The organism is Mycobacterium sp. 852013-50091_SCH5140682 (assembly GCF_001665685.1).
In the GTDB taxonomy this organism is placed as follows: Bacteria; Actinomycetota; Actinomycetes; order Mycobacteriales; family Mycobacteriaceae; genus Mycobacterium.
This window is the reverse complement of the sequence record NZ_LZTB01000128.1, coordinates 26,015-46,345: the sequence shown is the minus strand read 5'-3', so window position 1 is coordinate 46,345 and position 20,331 is coordinate 26,015. Positions and strand designations below refer to the sequence as shown.

The window sequence follows — 20,331 nt, the reverse complement described above, 5'->3', positions numbered from 1 at the left end:
CCTCCAGTTCGGGGCCAAACCGTATTGCGGCCGGCCTGACGTCAAGATGCCGCGGGATCGTAAGACCCCACGGTCTATATCAGCACCGGTATCCCTCGTTGCCCAGAGACCAAGGTCTTTGGACGCTGGGGCTTTCGACCAGATTTCGGTATGCCGTGCAACCATCACACAACGATCTCCAAATCCGGCGAGAGGCGTAGCGGCACCGAGCCTCCGTCAGCCGTTGGCCCTCGGTGACACGCCGACAGTCGCTGACGCTTGCCAACCGATCAGGGACTTCGGTCCCTACCGGTGGGGTGTCGTTGCGGGGTCAGATAGCCTTGCGGGAGGTGGACTCCCGCTGATGTCGCGTCATCACCGCGATGGCGCACTCGCCCAACGGAGGTCGCCATGAGCACCACACCGCTGCAGCCAAGGACGCGCCTGTTCGCTCGCGTGCTGGGCCCGTACCTTCTCGTCGCTGCAGTGACCGTGATCGGCCGCGGCCCACGGCTGCGTTCGATGGTCGAAGCATTCGCCGCAGACCCCGTATGGCCCTGGGTCACCGGCGCCTTCGTACTGCCGATGGGTCTGATCGTCATCGCTCTGCATTCCTACTGGCGCGGTCCGGCCGCCATCATCGTTTCGGTGCTGGGCTGGCTCACCACCTTCAAAGGGTTGGCGCTCTTGGCTTTCCCACAGGCGTACCTCTCCGTGGGTCAAACCGCTGTCAGCGCCACCCTGTGGTGGCAGGCAAGCTCGTCCGTGATCGCGATCGTCGGACTGTATCTGACGTACGTCGGCTGGACTCCCACCCGCAGCCATCCAAGTTCACACCAATCCCTCGATACCACACCCGATCTCCCGCGCGCCGCGTGAACCTCTACGGGCCGCGGGGAGAGAACACCGCGCCAGAACCGAGCCATGCGGACGAATCATCGGATCCGCGCGAGATCCCCTCGTTGCACGAGTCTTTGCGGTCCCGGATGGGCTCAGCATGGCGAGTCCTGGGTCCAGGGTTTGTCACCGGATCCTCCGACGACGACCCATCGGGCATCCAAACCTATAGCCAGACCGGGGCACAATTCGGTTACTCCCAACTGTGGGTGGCCGCCTGGACGTACCCGTTCATGGCAGCAATCCAGGAGATTTGCGGCCGGATCGGCATGGTGACGGGCCGTGGGCTGGCGGCAATCCTGCGCGAACACTATTCGCGGAAGGTGCTTTTCGTCGCGGTAGCGCTGCTCATGAGCGCAAACATCGTCAATGTGGGGGCCGATCTCGGCGCGATGGCCGCCACCGGACAAATGCTCTTTCACATCCCGTTCGTGGGGTGGCTGGCGATCATCGTAGGGATCTCGCTCGCGCTACAGATCTTCGTGCCCTATCCCGCATATGCCCGATTCTTGAAGTACGCGTGCCTGAGCCTGCTGGCCTATGTTGTGGCAGCCTTTGTCATCCATCATCCATGGCCGACAGTCATTGTGAGCGCACTGATTCCTCATGTCGAATGGTCGCGGGATTACGTGCTCAACATCGTCGCCGTGCTGGGGACGACGATCACGCCCTACTGCTTCTTCTGGCAAGCCGACCAGGAAGCTGAAGAAGACTTCGCCCGTGGTCGAATGACGTTCTACGGTAAGGGTGTTCCCACACTCCGCAGCGGCGACATCCGCACCATGCGGACCGACACCGCGGTCGGTATGGGTTTCTCCAACGTCGTGCAGTTCTTCATCATCCTGACGTGCGCGTCCACCCTGCATCAGGCAGGTGTGTTCACTGTCGATACACCGGACCAAGCGGCTGCAGCACTGCGGCCCCTCGCCGGTGACTTCGCCTTTATCCTCTTTGCGGTCGGGATCATCGGGGTCGGCTTTCTCGCCGTGCCCACCCTGACCGGTTCGGCGTCCTACGCGTTGTCCGAGGCCATGGGCTGGAAAGCGGGCCTCGGCTACACATTCCGCCAGGCCCGGGCGTTCTACGTCGTGATCGCCGTGGCGACCGTCCTCGGCGTAGGATTGAATTTCGTTGGGATTCAACCATTTCGGTTGCTGTACTACGCTGCTGCCGTCAACGGTATCCTCGCTCCGCCGTTGATGGCGATGATCATGTTGGTCGGCAACGACAGCTCGATCATGGGCAAGCACGTGAACGGTCGGTTCACCAATGTCATGGGATGGGCGATCGTGGGGATCATGGGTGCGTGTGCGCTGGCGCTGCTCGGGTCGATCCTGACCGGCGGATGATGAGAACTGACCCGCGATGCTGATCGAATGCATAGCGCTCCAGAAAGGCGAATCCCATGACGATGCTGACGATAACCGCGCCGGCGACGGTAGATCTGGAAGACCTCGAACAACAGACCGTCTCCGCGCTGGCGGACCGACTCAGGGACGACGACGGGTGCGAACTGACGGATCTGCGGCCCCACCCATCGGAGTGGGGTAATGAATACCGGCTCGCGCCGGCCGGCCGCATCATCGTCGACAGCCACCAGAAAACGCTGACCGTCAGACTTCGCGACCTCGCTGTCGACGCGCACGACCTGTTCGTCGCGGTGAGTAGCGAATTGGAACAGCAATACGATGAGCTCAGTACAGAGATTGGTTGACCATGGTCTCCGCTGACGACGGCGGCCATGGGATCGACTGTCGCCTCGACCGGCTGCCGAGCGAGGTGCGCAAGTTGCTGCAGAGCGAGCCCGTGCCCACGTGGCGGGCGCCGATGCTGGCAACCTTGACCGACCAGCGGTTCTCCGACCCCCTATGGATATTCGAACTCAAACTCGACGGCGAGCGGTGTCTCGCCTTCCGTGACGGGGACCGCATTCGCCTGCTGTCCCGAAATCGTCAGTCGCTGAACGGCACCTACCCCGAACTTGTCCATGCACTCAACACCCAGCGGAGCTCACGTTTCATCCTCGATGGTGAGGTCGTCGCCTTCCAGGGAAAGCGCACCAGCTTTCAGCGGCTTCAGTCCCGATTGGGCGTTACCGACGTCGACGAGACACAAGCGTCACGAACGCCCATCTTTTACTATGTATTCGATCTTCTGCATCTCGACGGATATGCGACAACCGCTTTGCCTCTGATCTGGCGTAAACGTCTTCTGCACAACGCAATCAGCTGGAAGGATCCAGTTCGTTACCTGCCCCACCGCCGGACCGAAGGCCAGCGGGCATACCAGGAAGCCTGTGAACGCGGCGACGAGGGCGTGATCGCCAAGCTCGCCGATTCGACATACGACCAGGGTCACCGTTCGTCCAATTGGCTCAAGTTCAAGTGTGTGTTGGGGCAGGAGTTCGTCATCGGCGGTTACACCGCTCCCAAAGGCACCAGAGTCGGATTGGGCGCGCTCCTGATCGGCTACTACGCGGGCGACGAGTTCATATACGCGGGTAAGGTCGGCACCGGCTTCGATGATGCCACCCTGCGAAGTCTGCACCGGCGTCTGTCCGCCATCGAACAGGACACGTCGCCGTTCAGCGGGTACCGGGCTCTCCGCGCCGATACCCATTGGACACGTCCAGAGTTGTTGGCCGACGTCGCCTTTTCGGAATGGACGCGAGAGGGAAAGCTGCGTCATCCTCGCTTCGTCGGCCTACGTAATGACAAGCGCCCGGCCGAGGTGGTGAGGGAATCGCCCTGAAGGGCGGATTCGATCGACAGCAGACAGTTTACGTGGATGGCGGTTCTCGTTTGTCGCTCGCCGGCTCACGCGTGGTCAGGCCAAACGCTGGTGAGCGACCTGTTCGGCGACCAGCGGCAGAAATTTGCGCACCGTGTGCGCGTCCAGGTCGGCGTAGATGCCCGTGACGACGTCGGCGACAGTACCGGCATCGACGTCCGGATAGGTGATCGTGAGCTGGGCGACAAGGTCCTTGATGGCAGCAAACTCTTCCGTCGCAGTGACATGCTCAGCACCTGACGGCTGCACACCGGAATTGTGGCGATGTTCGACGTCGAAGGCGTCGTAGGCGCAGGCGATGTGCTCCGGCGTGGCGTCTGGATGCTCTTGAGCCAACAGGTCGATCGACGCCCAAGTTGCGGGGCCCACCATCGCGGTGCGATGTGGCCGGTGACCGTGCACGATCGCCCGGTTGACCAACTCTCGGAACGTCGATTCGGCGCCGTCGGCGGACACTTCGGTCATGCAGACGAAGGTACGTACCCCACGTTACGCAGAAGTGCACTCGACGTGCCGATCATGATGAATGCTGCTCACGGACCGGCGTTCATGGCGAGACGACCGGGCGAAGTACGTCGCCGCGGGACTTTCGGACCATGTATTTGTCGACTTAGCGCCCTAGTTCAAGTACCGCGCCGGGAACGAAGATTCGTAAATGACGCGCGACGACTGGCTGATGATGGAACCCGCAGACGACGGGTCGCCCGCCCGGTTTCGCACGCGGGTGACCGGGGTGGGTCGGCACCTTCCCGGCACGCGCCTGACCACCGAAGCTCTGATGTCGGCGACGAGGCACCGGACCCACATCGACCTTGAGCGCCTGACGGGTATCCGGGAACGCCGTGTCTCCATCGGCGACGAAGACTCGTTCACTCTCGCGACGGCGGCGGCACGGGACTGCCTCATAACCGCCGGATGCGACGGGTCGGCGGTGGATGCCGTCATCAACTGCAGCATCACAAAATTCCGGGGTGGCCTCTCCCAGCGGATGGAACCGCCCATGAGCGGGATGGTCGCCCACGCGATCGGCGCCGACAACGCCATCACGTTCGACGTCTCCAACGCCTGCGCGGGAATGCTCACCGGGGTCATGATCGCGAACAACTGGATCCGGCGCGGCATGATCCGTCGGGCACTCGTGGTCAGCGGCGAATACATTTCGCAGCTGGGTCAAAACGCTTCCCGCCATGTCCGAACGATCATGAGCAAGGAGCTCGCCTCTCTGACGCTCGGCGACGCGGGCGCGGCGCTGCTCCTCGAACGCGCAGATGCCGACTCATCCGCCGGCATCATGTTGGCAGGGTTCACCACAGTGGCCGGTTACAGCAGGCTCTGCCTGGCCTACCCAAAGGGCCATGAGTCCGGAGCCCGAATGTTCACCGACGCCAGAGGCATTCAGCAAGCTGCGATGTCCGACACTCCCCTGCTGCTGCACGAAGTGCTTGATTCGATGGGCATCTCGATCCACGATATCGACCACGTCATCACCCACCAGACCTCCGCGCGAGCCATCCGAAAGGGGATGGCGAAGGTCGCCGCCTCATTTGGCGACCGTCCGCGCCACGACGCCGTGATCACCGTCGACCGGTACGGCAACACCGCATCGACCACACACACGGTCGCTCTGATCGAAGAACTCGAAGCCGGGCACATCCAGGCGGGGGAAACGATCGCTCTGATTGCGCTGGCTTCCGGACTCGAAATCGGCATCGTCCTCCTGACCCTCGACGAGACAGTGGTGAACCACCATGGGCACAGTTATTGAGGCAACGACCCTCACCACCGGCCACCATTGGCGCGATCGGCACAGCGCACTGAGACTCGCGGTGAAGGCAGCCAGAGATTGTCTGAGCAGCGCAGGCCGCGAAGCCTCCGAGGTCGATCTGCTGATCAACGCGGGCATCTACCGCGACCGCAATCTCGGCGAACCCGCTCTGGCCGCGATGATCCAACAGGACATCGGGGCACATCCGGAGGACCCGCGGCCCCAGGCGCACGGGACATTCTCGTTCGACGTCGCCAACGGGTCCTGCGGAGTTCTCACCGCGCTCCAGATTGTCGATGGCTTTCTGAGTGCCCGGGTGATCAATCGGGCGCTGATCGTGGCAAGCGATGCCGACCCAGGCCGCAGAATGAGTGAGAACTTCCCCTTCTCCCCCAGCGGATCTGCGTTACTGTGCCGGTGGTCCGACGACGAAGGCCTCAACGCTGTGCACTGGGCGCGAATCCCCGACGACGGCGAGAGCTTCAGTGCTGGAGTAAGTCTCGTCAATCGTCGCAATGTGCTCCGCATCGGAGAAGGCTCGACGATGGACGAACGGTTCGCCGCGGCCGCCGCGCAAGCCGTGATTCAGTGCGTCGGGGCGGCCACACTCGACATGACCGAGATCGCTGCGATCGTCGTCGCGCCCACCCGTAGCCGGTTCTGTTGCCTGCTCGCTGAACACCTCATGGTCCCCGACGACATCATCATCGCGGCCGACGACGAGAACTCCCACACCGCAGCACTTGCGGGCGCGTTCACATGCGCTACCCGCCGCATCGTGCCCGGCAAGTACGTCCTCATGGTGGCGGCGGGCGCAGGCGTCACGGCTGGGGCGGCGCTGTACCGAATGCCGTTCGTAGCGCAGACCGGTCCAGCACCCGATGTATTTCAGTATCCACCCATGTAGCCCGGCGATCGCGGAGTTGCGCTCGGAGGCGTGGTAGTGCTCGTGGTAGCGGTGGAATTCGACAGGGACGGGCCCGATTCACTCGGCGTAGGCGTAAGCACGACCGCGCCGACGCTAGCAATGATCAGGACGCCCGAGCAGTTCGCGGCAACATTCTTCCAATTCATCGTGAAACTCCATCCAGGCCCGTGGCGGTCGCGGACCCTGCACTATCCACGATTCCGGCCATGGTGAAGTTCAGCGTTGGCGGACAACGGCTCTTGTGACCGGCTCACAGCCCGGTCGGATATGTCTCGGGAGTCTCCCCCTGCACCCACGTGCTGGTGACGTCCAGTGGTTCGAGCGCACGCGTCCGGTCGATGTGGATGATCGCATCGAACTGTTCGGATGGTCTCACGTGGTAGTAGTGGCTTTGTCGTTCGGTGGCCGGCAGATAGATCACGCCGATGGCCCGGCCCAGCCGGACGACCTCGAGCGGTTCGGCTACTGCCCGGCTGATCATGGCCGACACCAGGAATTCCGGCTCACCGGTCTCGTGGAACAGCTCCTCGATGCTGCCGTTGAGGGCAGGCCTGACGACCTTGCGCTCCGCGATGGCACCCCATTCGCTTGCCGCGGTGACAGTGCCGGTGTAGGTGGTGAACCCGATCGAGCGGGAGTCCTCCCCCCAGCGCTCGCGCACCAGCTGCCCCAGCGTCAACTGGCCGTCGTTGCCGACTTCGGTGGCCCGCGCATCACCGACATGAGAGTTGTGTGCCCACACCACGATTCGTGCAGGCGAACGGCCGTCGTGCCGGTCGAGGTGCGCCAACAAGGCCTGCAGTGTTTGCGCCATGTGCTGATCACGCAGGTTCCACGATGTGACCCTGCCGCCGAACATGGCCCGGTAGTAAACCTCAGCGTTGCGGACGGTCTGCGCGTTCTGCTGAGCGTAGAAGAGTTCGTCTTCGGCAAGCAGGCCGTCTCGGCGCGCATATTCGATAGCGTTGCGGTGGATCTCGACCAGTTGGTCGACTGCCTGGCGTTCGCACGACAGCCCAGCGCCGAAAGCCGCGGCAAATCCGTAGGCCTGCCCGTCGTCGGCGGAGGTGTGGTCAAAGCACGCGTAGCGTTCCCGGGCTCGCGCCGCGGCAACCGGATCAACATTCTCGAGGTATCTGATGACCTCCTGCATGGACCGGTGCAAGCTGTAGAGATCCAAACCGTAGAAGCCGGTTTGCCGTTCGCCGTCGGCCCTGCGGCGCCCGTTGTGCATATGCAGCCAGTCCACGAAGTCACGAACCACGACGTTGCGCCACATCCAGGCGGGGAAGCGCTCGAATCCGCTCAGGGCCTGGGTTGCCGATTCGTCGCCGCCGAGTCCTCGGACATACCGGTTCACCCGGTAGGCGTCCGGCCAATCCGCCTCAGCAGCGACGGCGCAGAAACCCTTGTTCTCGATCAACCATTTGGTGATCTCCGCGCGCGCCTCGTAGAACTCGTGTGTGCCATGCGAGCTTTCACCGATCAACACGATTCGCGCGTCACCGATGATCTCCTCGAGCGCCTCGGCCGGGGGTACGCCACCGGGGGAATCGACGGCAAGCCGCCGGACGACCGCCGCTGGCGTTTCGGCGGCTCGAACCCGTTCTGCGGCACGGCCCGTGGTGGGCGCGGCGAGCAATTCGCGCACCTCTTCGTCGCTGACTTGCCGGAAATCCCAGAACGATTCACCGACCGCGACGAACGGAGTGGGCATGGACGCACACACCACATCGTCGACCATGGCTGCGAACTCGCGGCAGGTGGACTCCGGCGCCGCAGGTACGGCGATCACGATTTCGGCAGGGTCGGATTCTCGCAGCGCCTGCACCGCGGCGAACATGCTGGCGCCGGTCGCCAACCCGTCATCGACGAGGATGACTGTTTTGCCGGCCACGTCGACGCGAGGACGGCCACCGCGATAGGCGGCTTCGCGCCGGTGCAGTTCCCTACCCTCGCGTTCGGCGATGGTGCGAAGCTGTTGTGGGGTGATTCGCAAGGCACGCAGCATGTCGTCGTTCACCACGACCCGGCCGTCTGCGGCCAGTGCGCCTACGGCAAATTCCTCATGCCCCGGCGCGCCGAGCTTGCGGACGACGAAGGCGTCCAACGGCGCGCCGAGGGCGGCGGCTACTTCCCATGCGACCGGGATGCCACCGCGAGGTAACCCCAGAACAACGAGGTTCTCACGGCCTCGGTACGCGCTGAGCATGCCGGCCAGGACCTGCCCAGCTTCACGCCGATCCCTGAAGACATGCCTTGGCGCCCCACGGGTCAGGCCTCGTGAACGAGTCATGGTGATACTCCGTCCGCTCGGATTCTCGTTGTCTGGTGATCCGATCGGCTACTTCGCCGACTCGATCGCGACGTGCTTTTCACGGGTCTGCGGTTCGGCTACCGGAACCGCGACCGTGAGAATGCCCTTGTCGTAACTAGCCTTGATCCCCTCTTCATCGGCCCCGGCCGGCAGCGTGAGCGACCGGGTGAACGATCCGTAGGAGAACTCGGAATGCCCGGTCGTCTCTTTCTTCTCGCTGCGCTCAGCCTTGATGGTCAGCACACCGTCGCGGACGGTGATGTCAACGTCTTTGCTGGGGTCTACCCCGGGGATCTCCGCACGCAGCTCATAACTGCCGTCTTTCATCTCGTCCTCGACGCGCATCATGTGGGTGCCGAAGGTCGGCCGAAGCGTCGCCCAGGACGGAAAGCCCTCGAACAAGTCGGCCAGCTCTGGAAATCCGGACCGCGGACGATGGGGGGCGGGAAGCTTGTTCATGATTGCTCCTGTCGTTGATTGGATTCGTAGGTTCAATCCGACCACCGTGACAACCCCCTCACAAGGGACCGAAGTCCCGGCTGACCGGGCCATTCGTCGGCGCCCAAGTCCGGGACCACTGGCCCTAGCGCGTTCCGGCACAGCCGCGCATGGTCAAGGCATGAGAATCAACATGACGCGCGGCGCGGTTGCCATCGCGCTGCTTGCCGCGGCAAGACGCTTCTACCGCAACTGGGGCACCACGAAGGAAGAGTGCCAGATGCACATACCGGGTGACGATGCGATCGGCGAGCCCGCAGATGTTACAACAGAGGGCATTTGGATCGACGCCCCACCGAGCGCCGTCTGGCCATGGCTGGTTCAGATGGGCCAGGACCGCGCCGGCTTCTACGCCTCGCCGGGATACCAGAATACGGACAGCATTCATCCGGAATGGCAGCATCTCGCCGTGGGCGACACGGTACGCCTCACGCCCGGCGACGACGGATTCGTGCTCTCGGTCGTCGAAGTCCTTGAGCAGCACGCGATAGTCCTTCGCACCAACCGCACCGGCAACTGGGACGCCACGTGCACGTTGCACCTGGTGCCGCACTGGCAGGACCGGTGCCGACTGCTCGTTCGGACCCGCATCCGGCTAGCCCACCCGGGCGCGGTCGTGATCACCGAACTCGTCGGAGCGCCAAGGGCACTCGCCGTCCGCCATATTCTCAAAGGCATCAAACAGCGCGCGGAGTTCGCCTATCAGGCCGAGGTAGCCACCGCACCATCCGAAGCCCCCACGGCGGTGCTGGCAGCGCCGCATCTAGACCGCTGATCGGTCATCCGGTGGTCTGATGAGAGCGCGGTCGGGTGATGAGTACCGGGCACATCGCGTGGTGGATCAGCGAGTGGCTGGTGGAGCCGAGGAACAAACCCGCCGCGTCGCCGCGGCCACGGCTACCCACCACGACCAGCCGGGCATGCTGACTTTGGCTGGCCAGAACCGCCGCCGGCTTACCAGTCGTCACGACACGATGCACCTTTACGTCAGGAAACTTCTCCTGCCATCCCGCCAGACGTTGAGCCAACAGCCTCTCCTCCTGGGTGTCAGGTGTCTCGTCACCTGGGCCGGGCGGTCGATAACCCCAGAAGATGTGGGACGGTGCGATGTCGTTCCAGACGTGCACGGCGATCAAGTCAGCGCCGCGTAGCGATGCCTCGTCGAATGCCCACGCAATCGCATCCTCTGCATCGGCAGATCCACTGACACCGACCACGATCGGGCCGTCGATCGAAGGCACGGACGTACGTGTTACCACGACCGGGCTATGCCCCCGGGCCGCAAAACCTACCGATACCGAACCTGCCACCAGCCCCGAGAAGGCGTTGAGCCCGGTGGAACCCAGGGTCGTCAGGACGGCGTCTGTGGACAGTTCGACGAGAGCTGCCAGCGGATGGCCTGCCACTCTGGACATCACAATCTGGACGTCCGGATCGAGTGCGTGTGCATGGTCACGGGCCTGGTGGAGGTACCTGAGGGCGTCAGCGTTGAGATGCTCGAAGAAACTCTCCGACGCGCCAGGATTGAATCCGACAGCCGCGCCGCTGTTGTCGACCGCGTGGGCCAGCCGTATCGGCAGCTTCCGCAGCTGGGCTTCGCCCACTGCCCAGGTCAGGGCGTTCAGTGCTGAGCAAGATCCGTCGATACCGACGAGAATGTATGGGTGAGGAACTGATTCGGTCACGGTGCCCTCCGGGATGAGGTTGACGACATCTCTGCTGTCGACACTAGTCGGACGCCGTCGGCACTCGATATGGCCGAAAGTCCCGCACCGCCGGGACCTCAGTCTCGATCAGCTCGCCGGCTACCCCGCGCCTACTACTGCTCCTTCGCAGGAACCGCGAGCACCGGGCAGGGTGCAACTTGGAGGAGCCGTTGCGTGACGCTCCCGAGAAGGAGCCCTGTGATCGGGCCAAGCCCGCGCGTTCCAACGACGATGAGGTCCGCCCCCTCCTCCCTCGCGATGTCGGCCGTGATGTGCGCGGCGTGACCCGCCGCTGCATGGTGGGCCCGCAAAGACGCGTCGACGCCTGCCCGCTTCAAGTCGTTCACCTGGGCGTAGATCTTTTGCTCGAGTTCGTCCTCGTTGAGATGGACGGGGCCGGCCCCTCGGCCCACGATCACTTCCTTCACGTGCACGACGACGACCCGTGACTGGCCCCCTTCGGCGAGCTTCCTGACGTAGTCGAGCGCAAGGTCGGCGTTCGCCGAACCGTCGGTCGCCCAAACAATCACATCGAACATCCCACTCCTCCTGTCGTAAGGGTTTCCGGGGTATCTCGCTCCACGCTAATCACTTACCTCGTCGGCGGTAGCGCACTCTGGTTCAGGGCCGAAAACGAATCGCCTGCCGGTGACTCGCAGCGGCCGGATCCGCACGTAGTGTTTTTTGGTCGTTGCTGTCCAGGGATACAGCTGTGCGCGCTCGGCCTCCTCGAGTTCCTCGTCGCTACGCAGCGTTTGAGCGACGCCCCTGACGATCACACTCCAGCCATCGGTAGCGACGTGATCGTCGGCTTCGAACAGCACGTGGTTGTTGATCGCGGCACTGACCAGTTTGGTTCCCCCGGCGGTACGAAACAGCACAGTGCGGCGCTGTACGGCGAAATTCACCGGGAAGATCTCTGGCTCGCCGTCGACGCTCGTCACCAGCCGGCCCAGTGCCACGCCGGACAGCAGATCCCAGCATTCGGTCTCGGACAGAATGGAAATCGGTTGCGGTTCTTTGGACATGCCAAGGACGCTACCCAGTGAGCGGACCAACTCGACATGGCCGAAAGTCCCGAATCGTCAGACCCCAACGGCACCTGTTCGACTGGGTGCCTGGGCTATCGTCGCTCCTGGAAAGCGGACCAGGCAACCCGGTGCCACGTGCTCGACTCTGCCTCGGCATTCGATGGTGACCGGAGGTAGATCGCGCGGGCTCACGCTGACCTCGGCTCCCAGACCGCTCACTCGGATATACAGGTGATGACCGCGATAGTGGATCGGGAAACCCAAGGCGCCGAGCGATTCCGGCCAATGTGGGGACAGCACGATCCGGTTGGCGCGGGTTTCGAGTCCGGTGAAACAGCGCTGTACAAGGTCAACGCTGCCGGCCATCGCGGCGAGGTGTATCCCCTCGGACGTGGTGCCGCCCTGAATGTCGGCGACATCGGATTTCAGCACATCTCGGAAGAACTCGACGGCACGATCGCGGTTGGCCCGCGCGAGAACCCAGGCATTGACCACTGCGCTCAATGTGGACCCGTTCGACGTGCGGGCGATGTAGTAATCGACCATCGCCGGGATGCGTTCCGGCGGAAACTCGTAATCGAGCCGGTCGAGCAACTCCCCCAACTCATCGGACGACAGGAGATACAGCAGCATCAAGGCGTCAGCCTGCTTGGCGGCCTGGTATCGATTCACGTCATCACCCTCGGCTTCGAGGATGCGGTCGAGCCGCTGAATGTTCCCGTATTGAGTTCGGTAGTCCTCCCAATCCAGTTCTGCCAACTGGTCATAGCCTTGAAATTGACTGATGAAGCCATCATGGAACGGCACAAACATCCGACGGCTGACATGGTCCCACCGAGCGAGTTCTTCGTCTGTCAGTCCGAGCTTTTCGCGCAGGTCGAGCCGGTTGGCCAATGGCATCGCCTCAAGGGCTTCGATGGCCCGAAGAATGGCCCACACCGCCATCACATTCGTGTATGCGTTGTCGTCGATTCCGTCGTGTGGCCTGTCGGGGTATCCCGAGTGGAACTCATCGGGACCGATGACACCGTTGATGTGATAGCGATTCTCGACAGCATCGTAGGTAGTTCTGCTGGCCCAGAATCGGGCGATCTCGACCAACATCTCGGCGCCATAGTCGATGAGATACGCCAGATCTCCGGTGACCTGATAGAACTGCCAGACGTTGTAGGCGATGGCGACACCGATATGATGCGCGTGGTGGCTCGGGTCGACGCTCCACCGACCCGATCGCGGGTTGAGGTGCAGCTCCGGACTCTCCTCACGTCCGTCACTGCCCGACTGCCAGGGGAACATCGCACCCGAGTAACCGGCCATCCGGGCGGCGCGACGCGCCTCGGTGAGCCGACGGTAGCGGTAACGCAGCAACGCCCGGGTGATCGTCGGGAAGTGCATATTCAGGACGGGGAAGATCAGCAACTCATCCCAGAACACGTGGCCTCGGTAGGCCTCGCCGTGCAAGCCACGGGCGGGGATGCCGATGTCCAGGTCCTCGCTGTGGTACGAGACCGTCTGCAGCAAGTGCATCAGGTGCAGTCGCAGTACACGCAGTTCATCGACGTGGCCGTCGAAGTCGACATTCAGCCGCTCCCAGATATGTGACCATACGAGTTCGTGGCCCCGCCGCAGCTCGGCGAACCGACCTTGCCGTTCCAATCGCCGTATCGCACTGCCTGCTGCGTCGGAGGTCGCAACGTCGCGACCTGTCACCAACACCACGGTCTTCTCGATGGCCAACGACTGACCCGCACTCAATTCTGTACGGATCTCATGGCCGATCTCGAATCCGTCCTCGAGGAGTCGGTACTTCGCCACGGCCGCAATCTCGTCACACCAGACCGTGGTGCGCGCGGCGAGTGCTATGGGTATCTGCGATTGCTTGGTCTGGACCGTCAGAAGTACCGAATTATCTGCCAGGGGAAGAGTTTTCAGCGATCGAAGGTGGTCGCCGGCCAGCTCACGGTAACGCTCGACTCCGATATTGCACACGTTGGCGTCCAGTGTCGAACGAATCTCGATCGTCCCGGACCAGTCCTCGGGGCGAATTACCGTTTCCAGGGCCGCGACATGAGCCTGGTCCATGGCGGCAAATCGATTCTGAGTCACCGCGGTTGTATGTCCGGCGCTATCGCGGAATCGGAGCTCGCGGGTCAGCACCGCAGCTCTGAGATCGAGGGCCTGCCGGAACGAGAGCAACGTAACGGTGTCAATGTCAAACCAGTCGCCGCCGTCGACGCGGAAAGTCAGAGGAAGCCAATTGGGAAGATTCACCAGGCTTTCGTTCTCGACCTTGGCGCCGGCGACCGAATCCTCCAATCGGTTGTATACGCCGGCGACATAGGTGCCCGGGTAGTGGGTCTGTCCAGCCGTCGATTCCGGTGCCGCGCCCCGCGTGGCAAAGTAGCCATTTCCGACCGTGCACAGGGCTTCCCGCAACTTCTCGTCCGCCGGTACGTACTCGTCGTACGCAAACGTCCAGGCCGGCCCGTGGTCAGTTCTGCGGTGCACCAGCCAAGCCGCTCCACGTCTCAGGAACTGGCCGACGTCAACGGGATTGTTCAGCCGGTACTGGGCGGCTGTCCGACGATCGCCGGCTTCGTCGTGACAGACGATGACTCCGACTCCGTTGAACCGAATCGCGTCGAAGACGTCTTCATCAGTGAGGTCGTCGCCGATGTAGAGGGGCAACATCTGGTTGCGATGGCAGACCTGATCGCGGATCCAGGTCAATGCCGCGCCCTTGTCCCAGTGGATGTCTGGTCGCAATTCGATCACCATGCGGCCTCCGGTCACCCGCAGGCCGCGTTCGTGTCCTTGCCGGTACACGGTAGCGACAACCTCGCTCACCCGCTCATCTGCCACGTTGCGGTAGTGAACAGCGACCGCATACCGCTTGCGTTCGATGCGCACCCCTGGCACATCCACCAGGTCATCGTGCAAAGCCTCGGCAGCACGCTCTATCGCCGGAATCGCAGCCAGCGCCGCCTCGTTATCGTGACGCTTTCCGTCTGGAGCGACGAGTTCAAAACCGTGGCTGCCCGCGTACCACAACCCCGGCACGCCCACCCTGTCGCGGATGTCAGCCAGGTCGCGGCCGCTGAGCACCGCAACTGGGCACAGCGTTGCCAACTCGACCAGTGTTTCGGCAACACCGTCGACCAGCGTCGCCAAGTCTGGCTCCGCCACGATCTCGGACAACGTTCCGTCGAAGTCGAGACAGATGAACGGCTGCCGACCATCCACCACACCCGTCAGCTCACCGTAGACATTCGCCGCATTGGGCAGCTCTGACATGTGCTTGTCACCCGTACGCACCGCCACGGCCGCCAGATCGGAAACGACGACATCGGCCCCAGCGCAGAGCAATTCCTCGGTGTGCCCGGTCCTGTCGACACCAATCACAAGCCCGAAGCCTCCGTCGCGGCCGGCTGCCACACCGGCTTGAGCGTCTTCGACGACCACGCAGCGTTCCGGACGTACTCGCAACCTGCCGACGGTCTCCCAAAGGACAGCCGGGTCCGGTTTGCCAGGCAGGTCGAGCGCATCAGCGACCAGTCCATCGACACGGGTCGCAAACAGATCGTCGAGTCCGGCTGCCTTGAGGACCTTTTCGCAATTCCGGCTGGAGGTATAGACGGCTGTGGCCACACCGGCTTCGGTGAGTCTGCGGACCAGCGCAACCGTTGACGGGTAGGCCGACACCCCTCGCGCAATGGCTTCCAGAAAGAGGTCCTGTTTACGATTCGCCAGGCCACATACGGTGTCATGTCCGGCGTCGTCCGGGTCGCCGCTCGGCAGCGAGATACCGCGGGCGCGAAGGAAGTCCGCGATGCCATCCCGACGAGGCTTGCCGTCCACGTACCGCCGGTAATCGTGCGCGGTGAACGACGAGTGGTCCTCGCCGTCCCTGACGGCACGTCGGGCGAAGAATTCGGCGAACATCGCCGTCCACGCCGCGGCATGAATCGACGCGGTATCGGTGACCACGCCGTCGAGGTCGAAGATGACTCCGTCGTGCAATCGCGGGTCGATCGTGACCGATGGGCTCATCGCCGGTGTAGAACCGCGCTGCCGGACAGCGTCGCGTCGGCATCGCCATCGGTGAAGTCCTGCAACACCACCGGTTCGTCGGCGGTCGCATAAAGTCGTTCCACGTCGGTCCGCGTGCACGGCTGACTGCCCGGTGTCAGCAATTTGGCCGCACCGGCCGCGATCCCGTACCGCACCGACTCGTTCAGCGTCCACCCTCTGCTCAGTCCCACGGTGATCGCCGCAACCATCGCGTCACCCGCACCGACACCGCTGATAACCGTCCGCATCGGAATCGCCGGGAACCACAAGGCCTGGGCTGCCGTGATCAGCACTGCACCGTCGGGGCCCAGGGACACCACGACAACCTCGGCCTGACCGCACGCGATGATGTCACGGGCGGCCGCGATTTGCTCGGATCGGGTTGCCAGTTCGCGCCCCGCATACTCGCGGAGTTCACGCACACTGGCCTTCAACAGAAACACCCCAGAGGTGAAATGACGTAGTCCGCAGCCCGACGTGTCCAGTACCAGCCGGGCACCGGCTTCTCCGCACACGAGAGCGACCTGCTGGTAGAAGTTCTCGGCGGCGCCGGGAGGCAGACTGCCGCTGGCCACAACGAAACCCGCCGACGCGGCTTGCTGTCGTAGTTCTCGTAAACAGCGTTGCTGATCGACGAACGACATCGACGGCCCCGGCAGCACGAACCGATACTGCAGACCCGTGGCTTTCTCGTTGACGGTGAAGCTCTCCCGAGTCGCACCATCGATCGCAATGCGCCGGACCGGCACGCCGTCACGCAAAAGAAGCCCGGTCAGCAGGTCGCCGGATGAGCCGCCCGCCGGATACACCGCGCAGACCGCAGCGCCGAGCTCATGCGCCACTTTGGCGACATTGATTCCGCCGCCCCCCGCGTCATAATGAGGAGCGGCGCACCGGATCTTATCCGTGGGACGCACCGCCTCAGCGGAACTGGTGATATCCAGCGCAGGATTGGGCGTCAAGGTGACGATCGCCGGTGAATGTGTCCGCTCCATAACGATGATCCGACTACGCGGCGCAGCTCAGCGCTAGGGACCGAAGTCCCACATCGACACATTGACGGTATTGAGGACTTTGTGCCTCCCCGACGGGTGACCTTCAGCTCACCGGTTGCGGTCCTCGGGCGCTACGCGATGCCATGCCCGATGCCAAACGCTGGTTTCATGCAACGCGACAACTACATCCGCGCCATCTCGGCGCTGCGTATCGCCGATGCCGAGGAAGCCGGCGGCAAAGGTGCCAACATGGGCGAGCTGGTCGCCGCGAACCTTCCCGTGCCACCCGGGTTCGTCCTGTTGCGTGACTGCTACCGGGAGTCCATGAGCTCGGGCGGAGTGACTGAACAACTCAGCACTCTCCATCGTGACGCGATGAAATGTGCGGCGGATAGCGCTCGCCTCCACGAGATGTGTAGCCACATGCAGGACTTGGTCCGAAAGGCCGGCGTCGCGGACGTCGTCCGCGAGGTCATCGTCGACGCCTACCACGCCATGGGGTCCAGTGTCGTTGTCGCCGTGCGGTCCTCGGCAACCGGCGAAGACGGCCGGGACGCATCCTTCGCGGGCATGAACGCCACCATCACCAACGTGAGTGGTGACGACGGTTTGGTCGACGCGGTATTGCGGTGCTGGGCGTCGTTGTTCAGCCCCCGCGTGATCACCTACCGTGCGAGCCGCGGTTTCACCACCGACCCCGCCATGGCCGTGGTGGTGCAACAGATGATCGATTCCGAGAAGGCCGGCGTCGCATTCACAGCCGATCCCAGCACCGGCGCACTAGATCGGGTCGTTATCGAGGGCGCTTTCGGCCTCGGGGAGGTCGTCGTGTCGGGCGCGGTCGAGCCCGATACCTACATCGTGTCCAAGGAAACGCTCAAGCCACTCGACATCCGGGTCGGCCATAAGAGCTTCAAGATCGTGCGTGGTGAGAACGGGCTCGATCGGACTGTGGATCTCGACGACATATTGGCAGACGCCCGTGTCCTCAGCGACGACGAGCTGCGGTCGATCGCCGACCTCGCGATCGCGACCGAACGGCACAACGGCTGCCCGCAAGACACCGAGTGGGCGATCTGCAACGGCAAAACGTATCTGGTGCAAGCCCGTCCGATCACGACGTTGCCCACCACGACGGCTGACCCGCACGCCGTTCTCGTGCGCGGCCTGGCCGCCGCCCCCGGCAAAGTCGCGGGCAGGGTCCGCGTCCTGCAGTCCCCTGACGAGGGAAGCCAACTGCTCGACGGCGAGGTTCTGGTCGCCCCGATGACCAACCCCGACTGGCTGCCCACCATGCGCCGCGCGGCGGCCCTGGTGACCGACACCGGCGGAATGACCTGTCACTCTGCGATCGTGGCCCGCGAGCTGGGGATTCCATGCCTGGTCGGTGCACGTACCGCCACTCGGGACCTCCACGATGGCACAACGGTGACGGTGGACGGAACGCGCGGCCTGGTGGTGTCCGGCCGGGCCGACACCAAGACCGCCGCAGTGCCTGACCGTCCCCTCACCACGGCACCGGCCGCCGAAGTCACCGGAACCCGGATCTACGCCAATCTGGCCATGCCTGACGCCGCAGAAGCCGTTGCCGCACAGGGTTTTGACGGTGTCGGTCTGTTACGGGCCGAGTTCATGCTGACCGACGCGTTTGCCGGCCGCCACCCGCGTGACATGATCGCTCACGGCGAGCAGGACACCTTCATCGAAAAAATGGTCGCGTCGGTCGGTCGCATCGCCTCCGCATTCGCTCCCCGGCCGGTCATCTATCGTGCTACTGATTTCCGCAGCAACGAGTTCCGCGGACTGGCCGGAGGCGCGACGTATGAACTGGTCGAACATAATCCGATGATCGGCTACCGTGGCTGCTATCGGTACATCAAGGAACCCGATCTGTTCGCGCTGGAGCTGCAGGCACTGGCGCGGGTACGCGCCCAGTCCCCCAACGTGCATCTGATGATCCCGTTCGTGCGCACGCGCTGGGAGCTTGAGGAATGCCTCGCCCTTGTCGATGCCAGTCCGCTGGGACGGCACCGCGGCCTGCACCGCTGGGTGATGGCCGAAGTCCCCTCGGTCGTCCACTGGCTCCCCGAATACATCGGGATGGGGATCGACGGAGTGTCCATCGGCAGCAACGACCTGACGCAGCTCATGCTGGGCGTCGACCGCGACTCCGACGTGTGTGCGGAACTGTTCGATGAATCCGATCCCGCGGTACTCGATGCCATCGGTCAAATCGTCAGCACCGCCCGGAAGTTCGGCATCACGTCCTCGTTGTGCGGCCAAGCGCCGTCGACCAATCCGGCATTCGCCGAGCATCTTGTTCGCATGGGTATCACCTCGGTATCGGTAAACCCAGATGCGCTGGCGGCCACCCGCCACGCGGTGGCCGCAGCGGAGCGTCGGCTGCTACTCGATGCGGCGCGGTGACTCTCGGCACCAGCACGGGGACTTTGGACTCCATCACAGCGCATTGCCGTAGCCATAGCGTCGTCATCAGACCAGCGGATCGGAGAGCATCATGATTGACAATCGCACCGCTAAGCCCGTCGTCGTCGGTATCGACGGCTCCGCCACCTCCATCGCGGCAGCGGAGTGGGGCATCAAGGAAGCGATCGCCCGCGACGTGCCGCTGAGGCTTATCTGCGTCATGAAGTCCAAGCACCCATCCAGCGACGACTACTACCGCGATATCCATCACGCGGAGGAGTCGCTTCGATTTGCCCAGGCCGCAGTGGACGCTGCCGGGACCTTTGTCAAGACCGAGACGGCAATTCTCGACGGCCCGCCCGCGGCCGTCCTTATCGAGGAGTCGCGCGACGCGGCTCTGGTCTGTGTCGGTTCCGTCGGAATCGGGCAGTACGCACGATCGATCCTGGGTTCCACTGCAGCCGAGCTTGCCGAAAAGGCCTGCTGCCCTGTGGCAGTCATCCGCCCGCGCAGCTTCCCCTCGTCGCACACCATCGACTGGATCGTGGTTGCTGTTAACGACAAACCCGACAACGACGCTGTCATCGAGACCGCCCTCACCGAAGCTGAGCTGCGACGAGCGCCAGTTCTCATGTTGGGTAACCGTGACGGCCTTGAGCAGCGGGTGAAGCAGTGCAGCCAACGGTATCCCGACGTGCACATCTATCCGATCACCGAAGGCGCCTGCGTAGCCGGGTTCCTCAAGAAACATGACGAACGGGTACAGCTCGCCGTGATCGGCGCTACCGAAGCAGGCCAGCTTGCCCACATCATCGGCCCCCACGGCCACCGGCTCTTCAACCACACCCAGTCATCGACACTGATCGTGCGCTGATGGGAGTTGATGATGCCGAAATGTCCCAATGGCCACCGCAATCCCAAGAATCA

General features: G+C 63.4%; 17 protein-coding genes. 9 read left to right on the top strand and 8 right to left on the bottom strand.

Annotation, left to right across the window (positions count from 1 at the left end; genetic code table 11):
* The first annotated feature begins 390 nt into the window (after positions 1–390).
* The 4 genes from A5784_RS34105 (at position 391) to ligD (ending at position 3,627) form a co-directional block, all read left to right on the top strand.
* Positions 391–858: a hypothetical protein gene (locus A5784_RS34105; RefSeq protein ID WP_064949290.1), complete on the top strand. Its 468-nt coding sequence runs from the start codon at positions 391–393 to the stop codon at positions 856–858.
* 107 nt (positions 859–965) lie between these two features.
* Positions 966–2,225 carry an NRAMP family divalent metal transporter gene (locus A5784_RS34100; RefSeq protein WP_064949339.1) on the top strand — a complete coding sequence of 420 codons (1,260 nt, stop codon included), beginning with the start codon at positions 966–968 and terminating at the stop codon, positions 2,223–2,225.
* A 56-nt stretch (positions 2,226–2,281) separates the two neighbouring features.
* Positions 2,282–2,590: a hypothetical protein gene (locus A5784_RS34095; protein WP_064949289.1), complete on the top strand. Its 309-nt coding sequence runs from the start codon at positions 2,282–2,284 to the stop codon at positions 2,588–2,590.
* A gap of 2 nt (positions 2,591–2,592) precedes the next feature.
* Positions 2,593–3,627 carry a non-homologous end-joining DNA ligase gene (ligD, locus tag A5784_RS34090; protein ID WP_064949288.1) on the top strand — a complete coding sequence of 345 codons (1,035 nt, stop codon included), beginning with the start codon at positions 2,593–2,595 and terminating at the stop codon, positions 3,625–3,627.
* 75 nt (positions 3,628–3,702) lie between these two features.
* On the opposite strand, the gene A5784_RS34085 is transcribed toward ligD, so the two are convergent.
* On the bottom strand, positions 3,703–4,131 hold the full coding sequence (locus tag A5784_RS34085; RefSeq protein ID WP_064949287.1) for a three-helix bundle dimerization domain-containing protein: 429 nt from the start codon (positions 4,129–4,131) through the stop codon (positions 3,703–3,705).
* 190 nt (positions 4,132–4,321) lie between these two features.
* On the opposite strand from A5784_RS34085, the gene A5784_RS34080 reads away from it, so the two are divergent.
* The gene (locus A5784_RS34080) at positions 4,322–5,431 is read left to right on the top strand and encodes a 3-oxoacyl-ACP synthase III family protein (protein ID WP_064949286.1); all 1,110 of its coding nucleotides are present in this window, start codon (positions 4,322–4,324) and stop codon (positions 5,429–5,431) included.
* Positions 5,415–6,338, top strand: coding sequence for a 3-oxoacyl-ACP synthase (locus A5784_RS34075; protein WP_064949285.1), 924 nt, complete (start codon positions 5,415–5,417; stop codon positions 6,336–6,338). The genes A5784_RS34080 and A5784_RS34075 overlap by 17 nt, the downstream gene beginning before the upstream one ends.
* Before the next feature lie 271 nt (positions 6,339–6,609).
* Here A5784_RS34075 and A5784_RS34070 read toward each other — a convergent pair whose 3' ends face one another.
* Both A5784_RS34070 and A5784_RS34065 read right to left on the bottom strand, forming a co-directional pair.
* Positions 6,610–8,655, bottom strand: a complete 2,046-nt coding sequence (locus tag A5784_RS34070; protein ID WP_064949284.1) for an erythromycin esterase family protein — start codon at positions 8,653–8,655, stop codon at positions 6,610–6,612.
* 48 nt (positions 8,656–8,703) lie between these two features.
* Positions 8,704–9,135, bottom strand: coding sequence for an Hsp20/alpha crystallin family protein (locus tag A5784_RS34065; RefSeq protein ID WP_064949283.1), 432 nt, complete (start codon positions 9,133–9,135; stop codon positions 8,704–8,706).
* A gap of 160 nt (positions 9,136–9,295) precedes the next feature.
* Here A5784_RS34065 and A5784_RS34060 point away from each other — a divergent pair, with 160 nt between their 5' ends.
* Positions 9,296–9,949, top strand: coding sequence for a hypothetical protein (locus tag A5784_RS34060; RefSeq protein WP_064949282.1), 654 nt, complete (start codon positions 9,296–9,298; stop codon positions 9,947–9,949).
* Positions 9,950–9,953: 4 nt separating this feature from the next.
* On the opposite strand, the gene A5784_RS34055 is transcribed toward A5784_RS34060, so the two are convergent.
* From A5784_RS34055 to A5784_RS34035, 5 genes are all read right to left on the bottom strand, one after another.
* Positions 9,954–10,859, bottom strand: coding sequence for a universal stress protein (locus tag A5784_RS34055; RefSeq protein ID WP_064949281.1), 906 nt, complete (start codon positions 10,857–10,859; stop codon positions 9,954–9,956).
* Positions 10,860–10,993: 134 nt separating this feature from the next.
* Complete coding sequence (locus A5784_RS34050) at positions 10,994–11,419, bottom strand: universal stress protein (RefSeq protein WP_064949280.1); 426 nt, start codon at positions 11,417–11,419, stop codon at positions 10,994–10,996.
* Between the two features lie 45 nt (positions 11,420–11,464).
* Positions 11,465–11,908 (bottom strand): pyridoxamine 5'-phosphate oxidase family protein, encoded by a 444-nt coding sequence (locus A5784_RS34045; RefSeq protein ID WP_064949279.1) that lies wholly within the window; start codon positions 11,906–11,908, stop codon positions 11,465–11,467.
* 57 nt (positions 11,909–11,965) lie between these two features.
* Entirely contained in the window at positions 11,966–15,961 is a 3,996-nt protein-coding gene (gene otsB, locus A5784_RS34040) for a trehalose-phosphatase (RefSeq protein ID WP_064949278.1), read from the bottom strand.
* On the bottom strand, positions 15,958–16,977 hold the full coding sequence (locus A5784_RS34035; protein WP_064949277.1) for a 1-phosphofructokinase family hexose kinase: 1,020 nt from the start codon (positions 16,975–16,977) through the stop codon (positions 15,958–15,960). Before A5784_RS34035 ends, otsB begins: the two co-directional genes overlap by 4 nt.
* A 168-nt stretch (positions 16,978–17,145) precedes the next feature.
* Between A5784_RS34035 and ppsA the strand changes: the two genes are divergently transcribed.
* Positions 17,146–19,404: a phosphoenolpyruvate synthase gene (gene ppsA / locus A5784_RS34030; protein WP_064949338.1), complete on the top strand. Its 2,259-nt coding sequence runs from the start codon at positions 17,146–17,148 to the stop codon at positions 19,402–19,404.
* A gap of 91 nt (positions 19,405–19,495) precedes the next feature.
* Positions 19,496–20,278, top strand: coding sequence for a universal stress protein (locus A5784_RS34025; protein WP_064949276.1), 783 nt, complete (start codon positions 19,496–19,498; stop codon positions 20,276–20,278).
* Positions 20,279–20,331 lie beyond the last annotated feature (53 nt).